The organism is Frankia sp. CeD (genome assembly GCF_000732115.1).
GTDB lineage: Bacteria > Actinomycetota > Actinomycetes > Frankiales > Frankiaceae > Frankia > Frankia casuarinae.
Map to the genome: position 1 here is coordinate 44,995 of NZ_JPGU01000002.1, position 14,407 is coordinate 59,401.

19 protein-coding genes and 1 pseudogene are annotated in these 14,407 nt (G+C 69.4%); 11 read left to right on the plus strand and 9 right to left on the minus strand.

Annotated elements, in window-relative coordinates; genetic code table 11:
* Window positions 1-51: 51 nt before the first annotated feature.
* From CED_RS01725 to CED_RS01740, 4 genes are all read right to left on the minus strand, one after another.
* On the minus strand, window positions 52-1,701 hold the full coding sequence (locus tag CED_RS01725) for an NAD(P)/FAD-dependent oxidoreductase (protein WP_035729464.1): 1,650 nt from the start codon (window positions 1,699-1,701) through the stop codon (window positions 52-54).
* A 325-nt stretch (window positions 1,702-2,026) separates the two neighbouring features.
* Complete coding sequence (locus CED_RS01730; protein ID WP_023839841.1) at window positions 2,027-2,206, minus strand: hypothetical protein; 180 nt, start codon at window positions 2,204-2,206, stop codon at window positions 2,027-2,029.
* A gap of 51 nt (window positions 2,207-2,257) precedes the next feature.
* Window positions 2,258-3,643, minus strand: coding sequence for an L-seryl-tRNA(Sec) selenium transferase (gene selA, locus CED_RS01735; protein ID WP_235186853.1), 1,386 nt, complete (start codon window positions 3,641-3,643; stop codon window positions 2,258-2,260).
* A gap of 243 nt (window positions 3,644-3,886) precedes the next feature.
* Entirely contained in the window at window positions 3,887-4,399 is a 513-nt protein-coding gene (locus CED_RS01740) for a hypothetical protein (RefSeq protein ID WP_035908397.1), read from the minus strand.
* A gap of 285 nt (window positions 4,400-4,684) precedes the next feature.
* Here CED_RS01740 and CED_RS01745 point away from each other — a divergent pair, with 285 nt between their 5' ends.
* Window positions 4,685-5,044: an STAS domain-containing protein gene (locus CED_RS01745; protein ID WP_035729468.1), complete on the plus strand. Its 360-nt coding sequence runs from the start codon at window positions 4,685-4,687 to the stop codon at window positions 5,042-5,044.
* A 29-nt stretch (window positions 5,045-5,073) separates the two neighbouring features.
* On the opposite strand, the gene mshD is transcribed toward CED_RS01745, so the two are convergent.
* Window positions 5,074-6,108, minus strand: a complete 1,035-nt coding sequence (mshD, locus tag CED_RS01750; protein ID WP_011434906.1) for a mycothiol synthase — start codon at window positions 6,106-6,108, stop codon at window positions 5,074-5,076.
* 196 nt (window positions 6,109-6,304) lie between these two features.
* Window positions 6,305-7,057 carry a response regulator transcription factor gene (locus CED_RS01755; protein ID WP_011434907.1) on the minus strand — a complete coding sequence of 251 codons (753 nt, stop codon included), beginning with the start codon at window positions 7,055-7,057 and terminating at the stop codon, window positions 6,305-6,307.
* Window positions 7,058-7,394: 337 nt separating this feature from the next.
* On the opposite strand from CED_RS01755, the gene CED_RS01760 reads away from it, so the two are divergent.
* The 9 genes and pseudogenes from CED_RS01760 to CED_RS01790 all read left to right on the plus strand — a co-directional run bounded on the left by CED_RS01760 (window position 7,395) and on the right by CED_RS01790 (window position 11,648).
* Window positions 7,395-7,967: a hypothetical protein gene (locus CED_RS01760; RefSeq protein WP_051623861.1), complete on the plus strand. Its 573-nt coding sequence runs from the start codon at window positions 7,395-7,397 to the stop codon at window positions 7,965-7,967.
* A 35-nt stretch (window positions 7,968-8,002) separates the two neighbouring features.
* Complete coding sequence (locus CED_RS01765) at window positions 8,003-8,257, plus strand: MoaD/ThiS family protein (RefSeq protein ID WP_035908524.1); 255 nt, start codon at window positions 8,003-8,005, stop codon at window positions 8,255-8,257.
* Window positions 8,254-8,379, plus strand: a complete 126-nt coding sequence (locus tag CED_RS25715) for a hypothetical protein (RefSeq protein ID WP_023839837.1) — start codon at window positions 8,254-8,256, stop codon at window positions 8,377-8,379. Before CED_RS01765 ends, CED_RS25715 begins: the two co-directional genes overlap by 4 nt.
* 32 nt (window positions 8,380-8,411) lie before the next feature.
* Window positions 8,412-9,353, plus strand: coding sequence for a hypothetical protein (locus CED_RS01770; RefSeq protein WP_023839836.1), 942 nt, complete (start codon window positions 8,412-8,414; stop codon window positions 9,351-9,353).
* A 67-nt stretch (window positions 9,354-9,420) separates the two neighbouring features.
* On the plus strand, window positions 9,421-9,885 hold the full coding sequence (locus tag CED_RS01775; RefSeq protein WP_084680662.1) for a thioredoxin family protein: 465 nt from the start codon (window positions 9,421-9,423) through the stop codon (window positions 9,883-9,885).
* 37 nt (window positions 9,886-9,922) lie between these two features.
* Window positions 9,923-10,000, plus strand: coding sequence for an Ms5788A family Cys-rich leader peptide (locus tag CED_RS25970; RefSeq protein ID WP_369807770.1), 78 nt, complete (start codon window positions 9,923-9,925; stop codon window positions 9,998-10,000).
* 95 nt (window positions 10,001-10,095) lie between these two features.
* A pseudogene (locus CED_RS22050) lies at window positions 10,096-10,512 on the plus strand (DUF4395 domain-containing protein); the annotation flags it as partial.
* The gene (locus CED_RS01785) at window positions 10,512-11,345 is read left to right on the plus strand and encodes a sulfurtransferase (RefSeq protein WP_035908400.1); all 834 of its coding nucleotides are present in this window, start codon (window positions 10,512-10,514) and stop codon (window positions 11,343-11,345) included. The pseudogene CED_RS22050 and the gene CED_RS01785, both read left to right, overlap by 1 nt.
* A 3-nt stretch (window positions 11,346-11,348) precedes the next feature.
* Entirely contained in the window at window positions 11,349-11,648 is a 300-nt protein-coding gene (locus tag CED_RS01790; protein WP_011434914.1) for a DUF1416 domain-containing protein, read from the plus strand.
* A gap of 88 nt (window positions 11,649-11,736) precedes the next feature.
* Here CED_RS01790 and CED_RS01795 read toward each other — a convergent pair whose 3' ends face one another.
* Together CED_RS01795 and CED_RS01800 are read right to left on the minus strand one after the other, a co-directional pair.
* Complete coding sequence (locus CED_RS01795; protein ID WP_330218913.1) at window positions 11,737-12,009, minus strand: hypothetical protein; 273 nt, start codon at window positions 12,007-12,009, stop codon at window positions 11,737-11,739.
* A gap of 185 nt (window positions 12,010-12,194) precedes the next feature.
* A complete protein-coding gene (locus CED_RS01800) occupies window positions 12,195-12,761 on the minus strand; it encodes an FABP family protein (RefSeq protein ID WP_035729478.1) in 567 nt (188 codons plus the stop codon).
* 577 nt (window positions 12,762-13,338) lie between these two features.
* Here CED_RS01800 and CED_RS01810 point away from each other — a divergent pair.
* Window positions 13,339-13,701: a DsrE family protein gene (locus CED_RS01810; RefSeq protein WP_035729484.1), complete on the plus strand. Its 363-nt coding sequence runs from the start codon at window positions 13,339-13,341 to the stop codon at window positions 13,699-13,701.
* Window positions 13,702-13,858: 157 nt separating this feature from the next.
* Here the strand turns inward: CED_RS01810 and CED_RS01815 are convergent, their stop codons facing one another.
* Window positions 13,859-14,353 (minus strand): YbjN domain-containing protein, encoded by a 495-nt coding sequence (locus CED_RS01815; protein WP_035908402.1) that lies wholly within the window; start codon window positions 14,351-14,353, stop codon window positions 13,859-13,861.
* Window positions 14,354-14,407 lie beyond the last annotated feature (54 nt).

The window sequence follows — 14,407 nt, forward strand, 5'->3', positions numbered from 1 at the left end:
ATCCCGTCGCGGATGGAGGCGGGATGGCCCCGACCCTCAGCGGCCCGACCTTTAGAGGGTTGCCGGAGTGGGCACCCCACCCGTGCGGGTGAGCAGGTCGTCGAGGTCGTACTCGTACCAGCGGCGGAGCGGCTCGGGGGAACTCGTGCGCCCCCACTCGTACATGCGGCGCTGGGCTTCGAAGGAGCCGTCGTGCCAGCGGCGCAGCACATCGCCCAGCCGGAGCGGAGCGGGGAGGAAGTCGGCGCCGCCCAGCAGAGTGGCGAGCCGTTCGACGGCGGCGGCCGGGGCCAGCCGGCCGGCCTCGACCTCGTCCATCACGGCGCTGAGCGAGTCGAAGAAGGGCTGGAATTCCGGCAGATCGGGGCAGAAAGTGCCCAGATGTGGCGCGTCGAGCAGGCGGTCGAACAGCGCCGGATCGCCCTTTTCCAGATAGCCGAAGTAGGTTCCGACGATCCGGGAGATGCCCATGTTCCAGCCCAGGAACCACNCCTTCGACCACGCCCGCCACAGGTCGAAGTCGCGGAACGAGACATAGGAGCCGTGTACGAGCTTGTCATTGACGTCCAGGATCGTCTGGTTGAGCGTGTCGATGTGGCCGAAGCGTTCCGCCGAGAAGTCGTCGTCGGCGAGGGCCTCTATCAGGGTTGGTGCGAGGGCGTAGATGACCTGCATGGTGTTGGCCATGCCACGGGAGAACAGCGCGTCGATCGCCCCGGCTGCGTGGGACATCATCGCCCAGCGGTCACCNACCGTCCGCGAGCTGGAGTACTGGGTGCGACCGGTGGAGATCCAGTCCCAGGCGGGCCGGGCACCGGCGAACTGGCGCGCGATACTGGGGAACCGCTCAAGATAAGCGTTCCATTCCTGCTCGGCGGGTACCGAGGGATCCCTGGGGAAGCGTCGCGAGTCGAGGTTGAGCCCGACGCTGCACAGTGGGTTGGTGGCCCGCTGGTGATTGTCGAACGGGATCACCCACAGCCAGCCGCCGTCGAACAGATGGTGCAGGGTGCCTTGGTGCCACAGCGACGGCTGCCCGCTCGGGAGGGTCACCTCGTCGAAGGGGGTGACCCCCACCATGTGGGTGAACAGGGTGCGGGAGTTCGTCCGGAACCGGCAGGGATCCTCTCGCAGGGCGAACTGGTTCGCCAACACGGAGTTGCGTCCTGAGGCGTCGACGACGTAGCGAACGCGGATCCGTTCGCCGGCCCCTGTCGTCAGCGTCGCGGCGTCGTCGGCGAAGTCGACTTTTTCCACCATCGTGCGTTGCCGCGGTTCGGCTCCGTAACGGACGGCCGTATAGAAGAGGTAAGCATCGATGTCCTGGCGGTGCATGTGCATTTCCGGGCCGTTCGGAAACTCCGAAACGCTGCACTGAGTGACCTCTTCGGGGTTCTGGAGCGCACCCTCGTGGTGGTAGACGAATCCGAAGTTGCGCTTCACTCCGCAGGCCGAGGTGACGTGGGAGCGGACGCCCTCGAAGCTGCTCACATGGCCGAGCTCGGGGACGTCGAACCGCTGGGCGAGCAACTTCAGCAGATAGGTCGTCTCACCGATGGTCGACTCCCCGAGCGCGAAACGTGGATGCGTGCCACTGTCAATCAGAACCACGCGGTGACCGTGTCGGGCGAGGATATTGGCCAGCGTCGAGCCGGCGATGCCGCTACCGAGGATGGCAACCGAATAGTCGTACCCGCTCATTGCGTGACTCCTTGGACGCCGCTATCCGAGGTGGCCGACTGCATCCGCCGCACTCCTTAAAGGATCACAATCAGCACAACCAGTACACAACGACGTACTGAACCACCTCTACGGCCCCTGGTCCCAGTAAGCGGTATATCGATGCCGATGGGTAATNAAGATTCCTGAATCGGAAGTTTGAGTTATATGCCGGATTTGAAACATTTGCTCTATAATGCCCTGATGTCTGGGCCCGTCAGCGGGCCCGCCACGTGCGAAGAAGCGATGCGGGTCCCCGCCGTCGCCGAGCGAACCGTGAATCGCTTATTTCTCCGTCGTTTTAGCGTTAGGTGGAGGTCTGGATCGGCCGTCCACTGATCGTGAACGAGTCGAGCAGCGTGGACTCCCCGTTCCACCGGTACCGTTCATCCGGGGTCCCCGTGGGTGCGCCGGGCCAGACGAGCAGGTGGACGAGCCCGTAGCAGAGCAGGGTCAGCGCGGCGGCGACCGAACCCAGCCGTCTCACCGCGCCGGCGAACGCCGGCGAACGCCGGGGAGTCGTAGGGGCGGCCGAGGCTCACGGCGCCCGTCGGCCGGGCACGGTGGCGCGCGGGATGGCCATGGATTCGATCGTCATGACGTCGGCATCCTCGGCGATGTGCGGCTCGGTCGGGGCGTCGGTGATCGTGGTCGCGCCGGCTTCGGTCGCGGCAGCCAGCACGGCGGCGGCGAGGACGGGATCGAGTTCCACCGGAACGGTCCGCAGATCGAGCAGGCAGCATCCCTGCTCCACCCGGCCCAACACGGACGGCTCGCCCTGGCGCAGGGGGGCGGCGATGACTGCGTCCAGGGCCACCGCGGCGCTTGGCAGCTCCGGGCCGAAGCCGCCGAACCCTTTGATCGTCAGACCACTCTCCGGGCCCGCCGGGGCCATGCCGTCTTCGTCTCGTGCGCCCTCGCGCCGGTGGCCGCCCGATCGACGGAATGCGGCGTCGTTCGGCAGCGGCGACGATCCACCCCCGCCACCGTCAACGACCGCACGACTCGCCACAGCCGAGGCTGCGATGCCCGAACGCCGTAGCCACGCGGCGAGCGTCTCGGCCCGCGTTGTCAGCCGTTCCGGTCGGGCGTGCAACGCCTGCCTGACCGGGGAGTCGGGATGGCTGAGGGTGGCTTCCAGCGCGGCGAGTGTGAGCTTTCCGACCCGCATTGCCCGGGCCATCGGATGCCGACGTATCCGGTCGATCAGGTCGGCGCGTCCCAGCAGCAGGCCGCACTGAGGCCCGCCGAGCAGCTTGTCCGCGCTGGTCGTGACCACGTTAACGCCGAAGCCGAGCCAGGTCGTGACGTCGGGTTCATCGGCGAGGAGCGGCTCGGGGNGTAGCAGCCCGGAGCCGCAGTCACCGACGAGGGGGATCTCGAAATCGGCGCAGAGCGCGGCAAGATCGTTGATCGCAGGGGTGTCAGTCAGCCCCACCACCTGATAGCTGGACGGATGCACGTGCAGCACGAGCCCGGTCTCCGGCCCGATCGCGTCGGCGTAGTCCCCGAGCGTCGTGCGGTTGGTGGTGCCGACTTCCCGCAGTCGAGCCCCGGTGCAGACCAGCAGTTCGGGCAGCCGGAACCCGTCCGCCGTCTCCACCAGCTCCCCGCGGCTCACCACGATCTCCCGCCGCCCGGCCAGCGCCGTCACCGCGAGGATCAGCCCTGCCGCGTTGTTGTTGACGATGTGCACGCCCGCCGCCGCGGGCACCGCGGCTGCCAACGCGGCCAGGGCGGTACGTCCTCGTCGTCCTCGCCGTCCGGTCCCGAGGTCAAGCTCGAGGTCGGTNGTGCCGGCTGCCAGGTCGAGGGCCGCGCGGGCGGCCGCGGACAGGGGAGCTCGGCCGAGCCCTCCGTGGAGCAGGACGCCGGTAGCGTTGATTACTGGGCGCAGTCCGGTGGCGGCGCGGGCGAGCGTCATCGGTGTCGCTACCGGCGTCGTCNGGCTGTCCTGGGCCGGGGATGCGAACAGACTTGTACGATCAATCNCTCTCGGTGAAGCTAGTGCTCCTCCTCGTGGGATTCCGGACCTGGCCGGGACGGCGGCGTGGCCTGTCGGGTGTCTGCCCCTGCTGGGTGCCTGTAGGATCGGCCCGCTGCCCGCACGGCTCTGGCCGTCCTTTCGATGATCAAAGCGGCGCATGGTCAGGCCTCGGACCTTCGGTCACCCGGACGGCCCCCCGCCCAGATTGATCGTCGGCCAGGGTGGATCGTCGACGCTGAAGATGAGGGCGACGTCGGTGTCGGAGACGAAATCGACGAGCCGTGCCCCCGCCGGTAGCAGAGCCAGCGCGTGACGGAGCTCCGCGGCGCTCGATCCTTCCTCAGCGGAGATGATGTGCCGCGAGCGGACCCCGCAGGCGAGGTCGGCAGGCGGCGGTGCAGCGCCGGAGGGCCGGGACGCGGAGCGCCCCACGCTGGAGAGCGCGGCGCTGGACAACAGAGCGGCGAGCCGGTGCGCCTCGTCCGGCACGAGATGCGCGACGCAGAGAACGTCGAGCAGGGCCGACTGGGTGCGGAGANCGACGACCGGGGTTCTCCGCGGGACGCTGGGCTGCGTTCCCACGGTGATGACCGTGCCGTCGATCCGGCCGATGAAGGTGATGACGTCCGGGGGAGTGTCATCCGGGGTCCGGGGCGGGGTCCGGGGCGGGGTCCGGGGCGGGTCGATGTCCATGCGTAGACGCTCTCATCGGGCAGCTCGTCATCCCATCCCGCGCGGCGGGGAGCATGCGGGACGGACGGGCGGATGACGACGGGCGGATGACGACGGGCGGGGCGCGGACAAGCGTGCTGACGGACGCGCGATGAGAAGTCGCCCCTGGCGAGGTCGGCCGCGTGTGGAAGTACCTCGGTCGGGGTACGGGGCCATGGTCGCGCTTGCCCAAAGGCGCGGCGCGACACGGGAGGCAGCCCGGCCGGCTTCTCGTGGCGCTCACGCCGTCCGGTCGCAAGCGGAGCCATGGAGCCAAGCGTGCGGGTTGAGGTGACCGACCGTGATGCCATCGTCGTGCATCCGGCCGGCGACATCGACTATTCGTCCCTGGATCCCCTGCGCGAGGCACTGCTCGACGCACGGGTCGCCGGAGTAAAAGAGATCATCGTGGATCTGGAGCAGGTGAGCTTCCTCGACTCGCAGGGGTTGGCGGTCATCCTGTTCGCCCACCAGCGTCAGCGCTCGGCCGGTGGCCGTCTCGTGCTGCGTAACCTCAACGAGGACGCCTACCGCCTGCTGCATGTCACGAACCTGAGTGCCGTGATAGACGTCGATCACGGCGACTCCGCCCCCGCGCGCGGCCTGGCGACCCGTCAGGGCGCCTGAGCCACGGGTGCCTTCCGGCCCTGGCCGGATCAACCCGTGGACGGCCTCTCCCAGTGGTAGGAGACGTCGCGGACGTAGGTGATGAAGCCGAGTCCGGTGTACATCCGCACGGCGCGGACATTGTCCTCGTCCACGTACAGCAGGACCGAGTCGAGCCCCTCGGCCTGCAGATGCCGCAGGCCGATCAGGGTAAGTGCCCGGCCGAGTCCCGCGCCGCCCGCCCCCGGGAGCACGCCCACCACGTAGACCTCGCCGATGGGCCCNGGCTGCGCGTTCCGTGGCGGCGTCTGGTCGGTCTCGTGCACCTTCGTCCAGTGGAAGCCGACGAGTGCGCCGTCGTGCTCCGCGAGGAAGAAGCCACGCGGGTCGAACCACGGCTCGGCCCGGCGCCGGGCCAGATCGTCCAGGGTCCACCGGCCCTGCTCCGGATGATCAGCGAAGGCGGCCGCATTNACGGCCAGCCAGGCCCGGTCGTCCTGGTCGGGGACGAAGGTGCGGACCGTCACACCGGCCGGCAGCCGGGGGTCCGGCAGGGGCGTCCCGGCCGCCAGCGGTCGCCGAAGCTGGAGCAGCACCCTCGTGCGAGTGAACGTGAGCCGGGTAGCCAGTGCCGCGGCGGCCGGCAGGTCGCCGTGGGCCCAGATGTCGAGGCGGGACGACGGCGCCGCGAGGGCCTCGGTCAGTCCGCCAACCAGAGCCGTGCCGACGCCGCGTCCGCGGTGGTCGGGATGGACGACCACCTCGGCCTGCCGTGCCTGGTCCACGCCGCCCAGATGGGCGTAGCCGATGATCCGCCCGGCGGGGACGCGGCCCGGCATGGTCGACGTGTCCGCGGCGTTCTGGTCACCAGGGGTGTCCGGGACATTCGGGCCGCTCGTGTCCGCGGCGGCCGACACGGCCAGCAGGTGCCGGCCGGCGCCGATCCGCAGTCCGGGCCGGAGGGCCAGCCGGACGTCCTCGGACACCGGCCCGGTGCCGTCCGCCCGCTCCGCGGCGGCGAGGAGGCTCACGATGTCGTCCACGTCCATGGCGCTCAGGGTCTGCTGCCAGCTCAGCGAGGTCACCGGACGACCGTATGACGCTGGGCGGCCCTCGACGGTGCGGTCGGGAGGCCCCGGTCGCGAGGCCCCGGACGCGAGGCCGAATCCTGGCTCCTGGAGCCAGGATTTGGGCCTCGCGCCGGCGATGCCGTCCTACTGGCGGTGCCCGGGGNGCCGGGATGCCGGGATGCCACGCGGCGGACGGGNGTCCGCGGNGACGTCAGACCCGCTCGGGGGTCCGGGACTCGTCACGGCCGATCCGGCCGACCTCCCCGGGGGTGTTCTCCGGCAGCGGTGCGATGGGCGGCGCGACGAACTTGTACCCGACGTGCCGAACAGTACCGATCATCGCTTCGTGCTCGGGGCCGAGCTTCGCTCGCAGCCGCCGGACGTGGACGTCCACCGTGCGGGTGCCGCCGTAGTAGTCGTAACCCCAGACCTCCTGCAACAGCTGGGCGCGGGTGAAGACCCGGCCCGGGTGTTGCGCGAGGTACTTCAGCAGCTCGAACTCCTTGAAGGTGAGCTCGAGCGGCCGGCCCCGCAACTTGGCCGAGTAGGTGGTCTCGTCGACCGACAGGTCGCCGGACCGGATGACACCGGCTTCGGCCGTGCCGCCGGCGGCGGCGACCCGACCGATGGCCAGCCGCAACCGGGCCTCGACCTCGGCGGGACCCGCGGAATCGAGGACGACGTCGTCAACCCCCCAGTCCGCGGACACCGCCGCCAGCCCACCCTCGGTCACCAGCGCCAGCAGCGGCGTGGTGAGCCCGGTGGTGCGTAGCAGCCGGCACAGACCGCGGGCGATCACAAGCTCCCGGCGGCCATCCACCACGATCACATCCACCGGCGGGGCGTCCAGCAGCGCGCTCGCCTCGAGCGGGGCGACCCGTACGGTGTGGGTGAGAAGCCCAAGCGACGGAAACGACTCGGCGGACGGACCGGGGGCGTTGGTGAGCAAAAGGACGACGCTCAAGACGACTCCTCCAGGTGGTGTGTGGTGGGGCAGCGTCGACCCGGTGAGTAACTCGATGCCCGGCGCTGGGCGTCTCACGACCGTCATGGGCATGAAACGAAGGCCGGTATGTGGGGAGGATAGCGGAGTGTCCTACTCGGCTCCTACCGTCTACGGGCCACTACCTACGGCGGATGGTGAGATCCCGACCACGAGTCATGATCGCTGGAGCGGTCGGGTGCCCGGTGCGTCACGCAATCTGGCTGTAGTGGTCACCCATGGCTTCTCCTGTTCGACGTCACGCCTGGCGCTGCAAACAGTGATGGTCGGATTACGTCCACATCCCGATGTCCAGGTCATGGATCTGCAAGCGTACGACCGATCCACCAGACTGTGCACTTTCGGTGACCCCGAGGTGCTGGATGTCGGTGCGGCCGTCGGCGTGGCTGCCGGCGCGGCCCGTCGACTCGGCTACCAGCGGGTCTGCCTCACGGGATGGTCGATGGGATGGTCGGTGGACGGTGCCGCCGTGCCGCGGCACGGCGTGCTGATCCAGGTGGGCGAGCCCGCCCACAGCCATCGCCGTCGGCATCCCCCGGAGGCGGTAGCCAATGCGAGCGCGGCCAGCCGGTGGTTCGTGCGGGACACCGCTCGGATGCGCCGGATCCATCGGCTGGCCGAGCGGCCCACCGGCCGGATGGTGGCACGGCGCCTGTTACGGGTGCGTATCGGCCCCCACGCGTTCGTACCAATTCCCGCTTCTCCGGTGAAGATAGTTGGTTCGGTCGCACCGACCTCGCCGCTCATCGTCCACGGCTGTCGTGACGGGTATTTCACGCTGAGACATCCGCGCGCGTTGGCCGCCGCGAGGACCGCGAGGACCGCGAGGACCGCCGCCGCGAGGACGGACGAAGGGCCGGAAGGACGGTGACGGACGAGACCGCAGGGGCGGGCCGGCCCGCGTCGATCGCGCGGGTGACCGTCCGCTACTGGGCCGCCGCCAGGGACGCCGCGGGGGTGTCCCAGGAGGAGATCGGCGCGGATACGCTGGCCGCTCTGCTCGATGTCGTCGCGGCCCGCCACGGCGGGACCCTGCCGGCGCTGCTGCGACGGTGCTCCTACCTCGTCGACGACCAGCCCGTGGGCCGGCGGGATCCGGCGGGGGNCATCCTGCGTGACGGTTGCGTAGTCGAGGCCCTCCCACCCTTCGCCGGGGGATGACGCTGTTCGTCGTCGGTCCGGAGATCGTCGGTCCGGAGGCTATCGCCGCTGGGGAGACCGTTGACGCGGAGGTCCTCGCCGCCCGGCCCGGGGTCGCGCCCGGCTGGGACGGCGCGACGTGAGCCGCCCGAGCCGGACATGACAGCATGGCCCGGTGAGCGCAGGCGATCCCGGCACGCCCCATGGCGTCCTCGTCCCGGACGAGGCTGCGTCCATCCCCGCAGCCCGATGGGCGCCGGGTGCTTTGCCGTTGGCGGCCCTGGTGGCTACCGGCCTGGTGATGGCGGCCGCAGCCCTCGGCACGGGAGCCCTCGCGGCGGTCCTCATCGTCGAACAGATCGCGTTTGCCTGGGCCTGGGTCCGGATACTCCGGGCGTCGACCGGTACCACCCTGCTCGTGGCGGCCTGGGGTGTCCTCGGTGACGTGGTCCTGTTGGCCTCGGACCGGCCCAGCTACGGATCGTTGGCCGGCGTCGTCGGGATCGCCGTGGCGGTCATGATCCTCTACCAGCTCGCCCGACGCCGGTCAGCTCCCGTATCCGGGGCAGGCTCGGTGTCTGCCAATGGTTCGAGCCCGGTGTCTGCCAACGGTTCGAGTCCGCCGCCCGGTCCTGCCGTGCGGGTCGGTGCGGATCTCGCCGCGGCGCTGAGTGGAATCATCTTCTGCGCGCTTTTCGCCGGTTACCTTGCGCTGCGTGTCGGGTCCGGCGCGCACCATCCGGCCGATCTGCTGGTCATCGCCGGCCTTCTCGGCGCGGGTGGCACGGTCGTGGCGGGCCGGCTGGTGGGATGGGCGGGCGTTCCGGTGGTGCCGGCCGGGGCGGTCGGCGTTCTGGTCGGCGCGGCGCTGGGGGCCGGCTTCGGTGCCCTCGACCCCGATCGCCTGGCGGTGGGGGCCGCCGTCGCGATCGCCGCGGCGGGAGCGGCCGTGGCCGCCGTCATCGATTTGGTGCTGGCGCGGGCCCGCGACGCCGAGCCGCGGGTCGGCCCGGTCGCCACCTCGGCGCTGGTCGCGGACGTCCTGCTCACCGCCATCCTGCCGCTGGCCTCCGCGGCGCCACTGGTGTATTTCGTCGGCCGGCATCTGCCCGCGTGAGTCGATCGTCGGGCCGCGGCGGGGCCTGGACGGGAAGAGCCGGGGCCTGTCGGATGCTGTAGAAGCCGTGACCGGAATGTGGGTGTTGTCGGTGGCGACCGTGGCTGCTCTCGGGCTGGGGGTGCTCATGCGGGTCCGGGACGGACGGTTCCGGCCGGTAGACGGCGGGCTGCGGGCCGAGTTCGCGTCGCTGGGCGAGACGATGGGGGAGCGGGCGACGCTGCTGCAGTTCTCCACGGCGTTCTGCGCCCCCTGCCGGTCCACCCGTCGGGTGCTGGCAGGGGTTGCCGAGGTCGTGCCCGGGGTACGCCATGTCGAGGTTGATGCGGAGGCGCATCTCGACCTCGTCCGTCGGCTGGGGATCAGGCGGACTCCGACGGTACTGATCGTTGACGGTCATGGCAGGGAGGNGCGGCGCGCGAGCGGTGCCCCGCCGACGCGTGCGGCGGTGTTCGCCACTCTCGAAGAGATCGTTTCCGGTGGGATCAATCGGGCAGATGGTGATCCTTCGGATTCATCGTCGGCGGGTTAACACAGACGTGACGTTCACTGCTACCGTGACACGAACCATGTCCCAGATACAGCTTGTGAAGCGCCGCGCGGTCGATCTGTGCCGCGTACACAGCTGTCTGTGTTGTCTTTCCTGATCGTGGGTTGATGTTCCTCAGCCGTGATCGGCTGGCCCCGGTGCATCGCCACGTCCGAGCGGGTAGTCCAAGCCGGAAGTCAGGAGAAGGCTCTCGTGGTAGATCCTCGTGGGATGCGGTTCGCCGCTGCCGTCACCACGATCATGCTCGCCGTGATACTGCTCGCCGGCAGCCGCTGGTTGCTGCTCGCGCAGACCGTGGTGTTCGGGGTGGGGGCGGTGGCCGGGGTCCGGCACGCGCCCTACGGGCTGGTGTTCCGTTCCCTGATCCGGCCGAGGCTGGGGCCGCCGGCCGCCACCGAGGACGCCGCGCCGCCCCGGTTCGCCCAGCTGGTCGGCGCGATCTTCGGCGTCGTGGGTCTCGTGGGATTCTTCGCGGGGATGCCGGCACTCGGTTACGTCGCGGTGGCCCTGGCCTTCGTGGCGGCCCTCCTCAATGCGGCGTTCGAGTTCTGTCTCGGGTGCCAGCTGTATCTTTTTCTCCATTCGATAGCCGTGAAAGGAGCACGCACATGNGTCGTGAGAAGGCGCTGGTCGACGCCTCGTGGGTCGAAGCGAACCGTAACGACCCGAAGGTCGTCCTGGTCGAGGTCGACGAGGACGTCTCCGCGTACGACAAGGGGCACATCCCGGGGGCGGTGCGTCTCGACTGGAAGTCCGAGCTTCAGGACCCGGTCATTCGTGACTTCATCAACAGGGAGCAGTTCGAGAAGCTTCTCTCCGAGAAGGGGATCTCGAACGACGACATCGTCGTGCTCTACGGCGGGAANAANAANTGGTTCGCCGCATACGCATACTGGTACTTCAGCCTCTACGGCCACGCCGACGTCCGCCTGCTCGACGGTGGTCGCAAGAAGTGGGAGCTCGACAGCCGTGAGCTGACCACCGAGGCCACCCCGCGCCAGCCCACCAGCTACACCGCCCCGGAGCCGCGCACCGACATCCGGGCCTTCCGTGAGGAGGTCATCTCCGCGATCGGTGAGAAGGCCCTGGTGGACGTCCGGTCGCCCGACGAGTTCTCCGGCAGGCTGCTCGCTCCCGCGCACCTGCCGCAGGAGCAGTCCCAGCGGGCCGGGCACATCCCCACGGCGAAGAACATCCCGTGGGCGAAGACCGCGAACGAGGACGGCACGTTCAAGAGCAATGACGAGCTGACCGGCCTCTACACCGAGGCCGGGGTCGACCTGTCCAGGGACATCATCGCCTACTGCCGTATCGGCGAGCGTTCGGCGCACACCTGGTTCGCGCTGCACGAGTTGCTCGACCTGCCGAACGTGAAAAACTACGACGGTTCGTGGACCGAGTACGGCTCGCTCGTCGGCGTGCCGATCGAGAAGGGCGCGTGAGCCATGTGCGGCGCCATCAGCGGTGGACCATCTGTGGAGGGAATTGACGTGGCCAAGGAAACCGTGATCCAGGGGGTCGTGGTGCAGGGCGGGGAGCCGGTTTCGACCGGTTATGCCCGCCTGCTGGACGAAGGCGGCGATTTCACCGCCGAGGTTCCGTTGTCCGCGACGGGTCAGTTTCGTTTCTTCGCGCGGCCGGGGCAGTGGACCGTCCGGGCTCTTGTCCCCGGCGCGACCGGCGAGCGCAAGGTCGTCGCCCGTCAGGGTGAGCCGGTCGACACCCAGGTCGAGGTCGCGGCCTGACGTCGCGTTCCTTCGCCGGACGGGGACAGCGGGTTTCTTCCGCTGTCCCCGTGCTCACGTTGCCCCCGTGCTCACGTTGCCCCCGTGCTCATGCCCGGACCTGGCCNCCGCGGTTGTTTCCCGCCGGTGACACGACGGCCGAAACGGTGCTCGCCGGTGGCGGAACCGTGGTCGCCGGTGGCGGAACCGTGGTCGGTACGGCGAAGGCCATCGGGCCGATCGAGAAACAGTGCAGACCGTTGTCGCGGGCAAACGCCACTGCGGAGCCCCGATCGGGGAACGGCGCGATGATCCGGTCGACCGCACGCTGGCCGGCGGCGGCGAAAAGGACGACCGCGAAGAGTACGTCGGACTCTGCCATCATGCGATCATGAAAGCGCATCCCGGGAAGGCCCGAACACGTTTTCGCGTGTTCCGTTCGTGGTCTGTCGTTGCGCGTGCGATGTCTTCCGCAAAGGCTCCGTCATACCGTGAATGAAGTGTGACTCTTGGTGGACGGGCACCTCTTGGTAGACGGGCAGCTGGAGACGCCTCCGCGGAGTCGGCTCAGTCGGACACGCGGTGCAGGCGCGCGGACAGGTGTGACTGCATCGGCTTGCCCTCGGCCTCCATGTCGATCGCATAGGCGAGATCGCAGCCCTCGACCAGGCCGTAGAGCCGCACCGACCGGGTGACGTCACGGGCGGTGGCGGTGCGGATCAGGACGTTGTGATCGAGATCGATACGGGTGCCGGTCACCGTGCCGACGTAGATCTCGGCGATGCCGAACGGGTGGGCCAGCATCNCCTCGACGACCGGCTTTCCGTCCTCTCCGGGCTGGACCCGCCAGAACCCGGTCTCGGTCGCCAGCGGGCTGCCGGGCTCGCGGCCGTCCCGGGGCTCGTCCGCCCACCAGGTGTGCGACACGTATCCCAGCGCCGGGCGGCCGTCCGCGGCGAAGGTGATCTCCTGGCCGTAGTGGAATCCGTCCAGGCCCTCGTAGCCGCCGACCCCCTCGCCCCGCCAGGTCCCGACGAGGAAGGCNAGCGGTAGCAGGCTGGCGTGCAGATCAACGGTGCTCGTCGCCGTGTCGGACCGCGCCGATCCGGCCGCGGACCGCTTCCCGGCGCTCAACGCTGACCCTCGTACAGCTTGTAGACCACGTAACCGGAGAACCAGGCGATCAGGACGGACATCGCCACCAGAAGCCCGGTGAAGAAGTAGTGCAGCACGTCTGTAGCCTAGACGACGAGATCACGGGACTCCTCGTGGCCGTACCGGTCCTGGTCACCTCAGGCGCCACGCGGCATAGCTGCGCGCCAGGGCGGCTCGGTTCTGAGCGGCAAGGCTGTCCGACCGCGCCGCTCGCATGCTCCACAGTCCCGCCACGTGGCAGGCGAAGGCGGTCCNGTCCTCGTCGGTGCCGCCAGCCCAGCAGTCCAGCCCCGCNGCCCACTGCTCGGCCTGCTGGGGGGTATGTCCGGCGCNAATGAGACGGATCACCATGAACGCGGCGTCTACCCAGCCGGCCCCATGCGCCTACCTGTCAAGATGCTCCCGAACATGCATTTTTTATTTCATTACGATTCCATAGCCGCGGGCAGGCAGGACGGATGGGAGCGGCGGAGCGCTGGCCAAGTGGAAGCACGGGTCGTCGGACTCGTTCCTCGGCGGGACGCACGGGATGGGTGCGATTTGGCAGACTGGCACGATGGCCCGCCCGCTCGTCGTCAAGGTCACCGCCGGGACGGATGCGCCGGAACGGTGTTCCCAGGCGTTCACGGTCGCGGCGGTCGCCGTCGCCGCCGGTACAGACGTCTCGCTCTGGCTTACCGGGGAGTCCGCCTGGTTCGCGCTGCCCGGCCGGGCGGAGGAGTTCAGCCTGCCGGAGGCGGCGCCGTTGCCCGATCTGCTCGCCGCCGTCCTCGCCGGGGGTCGCGTCACCCTGTGCACCCAGTGTGCGGCCCGGCGCTCCATCGGCCCGGACGACGTCCTGCCCGGCGTCCGCATCGCCGGTGCCGCCGCGTTCGTCGACGAGGTTCTCGCGGACGGCGTGCAGGCCCTCGTCTACTGAGGAGCGCCCGGCCTGGACGCAACGGCCTGGACGCAACGGCCTGGACGCAACGGCCTGGACGCAACGGCCTGGATGTAACAGCCTGAACGCAACGGCCTGGGTGCAACGGGGACGCGTGAATCGCCGGGAAGCACCGCGTCCTCCTCGGGACCGGGTCTCATCCCGGCTTCGTGGCCGAGCCGGCGTCGGCGGCCAGCTTGGCCCGCCACGCCTTCTCCCGCTCGATGGCGGAGGCGAATCCCAGCGCTATCGCCGGGTCGAAGTTCTCGTCGGCGTAGGAGCCGACGCAGCCAAGGATGCGGTCGATCTCCTCCGCGGTGACCGCCAGCAGCGGGACCTGCCCGGTGAGGAAGATGTCACCGACCCGGTCGATGGAGAAGTGCNCCCCATAGGTCTTCGCGTTGCGGCCGAGTAGGAATCCGTAGGTGCCCGCCGCGTTCTCCGCCGGGGCGCGCATAAAAAACGCCTCGACGAGCAGGGTGTGGTCCTGCACGACGAGCCACGTCATCGTGCGCAGCTTGTGTTCGCCCTCCAGCGTGACGAGGAACGAGCCGGTGTCGACATGGTCGTAGGCGAGACAGAGATCCTTAAGCGTGTCATCGATCACCACGTCGAGCCGGTTGCGTTCCGCTGCGTCGATGGGCGCCGTCATGGCTGGGGCCTCCCCGGTAGCTGGTAGACGATGCTGGTTCCGGCGGAGATCCTC

What these genes read in the sequence shown, in the direction of transcription:
- CED_RS01745 (WP_035729468.1), top strand. Translation starts at nt 4,685, where the DNA reads ATGGAGCCAAGCGTGCGGGTTGAGGTGACCGACCGTGATGCCATCGTC.
- CED_RS01760 (WP_051623861.1), top strand. Translation starts at nt 7,395, where the DNA reads ATGGATCTGCAAGCGTACGACCGATCCACCAGACTGTGCACTTTCGGT.
- CED_RS25715 (WP_023839837.1), top strand. Translation starts at nt 8,254, where the DNA reads ATGACGCTGTTCGTCGTCGGTCCGGAGATCGTCGGTCCGGAGGCTATC.
- CED_RS25970 (WP_369807770.1), top strand. Translation starts at nt 9,923, where the DNA reads ATGTCCCAGATACAGCTTGTGAAGCGCCGCGCGGTCGATCTGTGCCGC.
- CED_RS01790 (WP_011434914.1), top strand. Translation starts at nt 11,349, where the DNA reads ATGTGCGGCGCCATCAGCGGTGGACCATCTGTGGAGGGAATTGACGTG.
- CED_RS01810 (WP_035729484.1), top strand. Translation starts at nt 13,339, where the DNA reads ATGGCCCGCCCGCTCGTCGTCAAGGTCACCGCCGGGACGGATGCGCCG.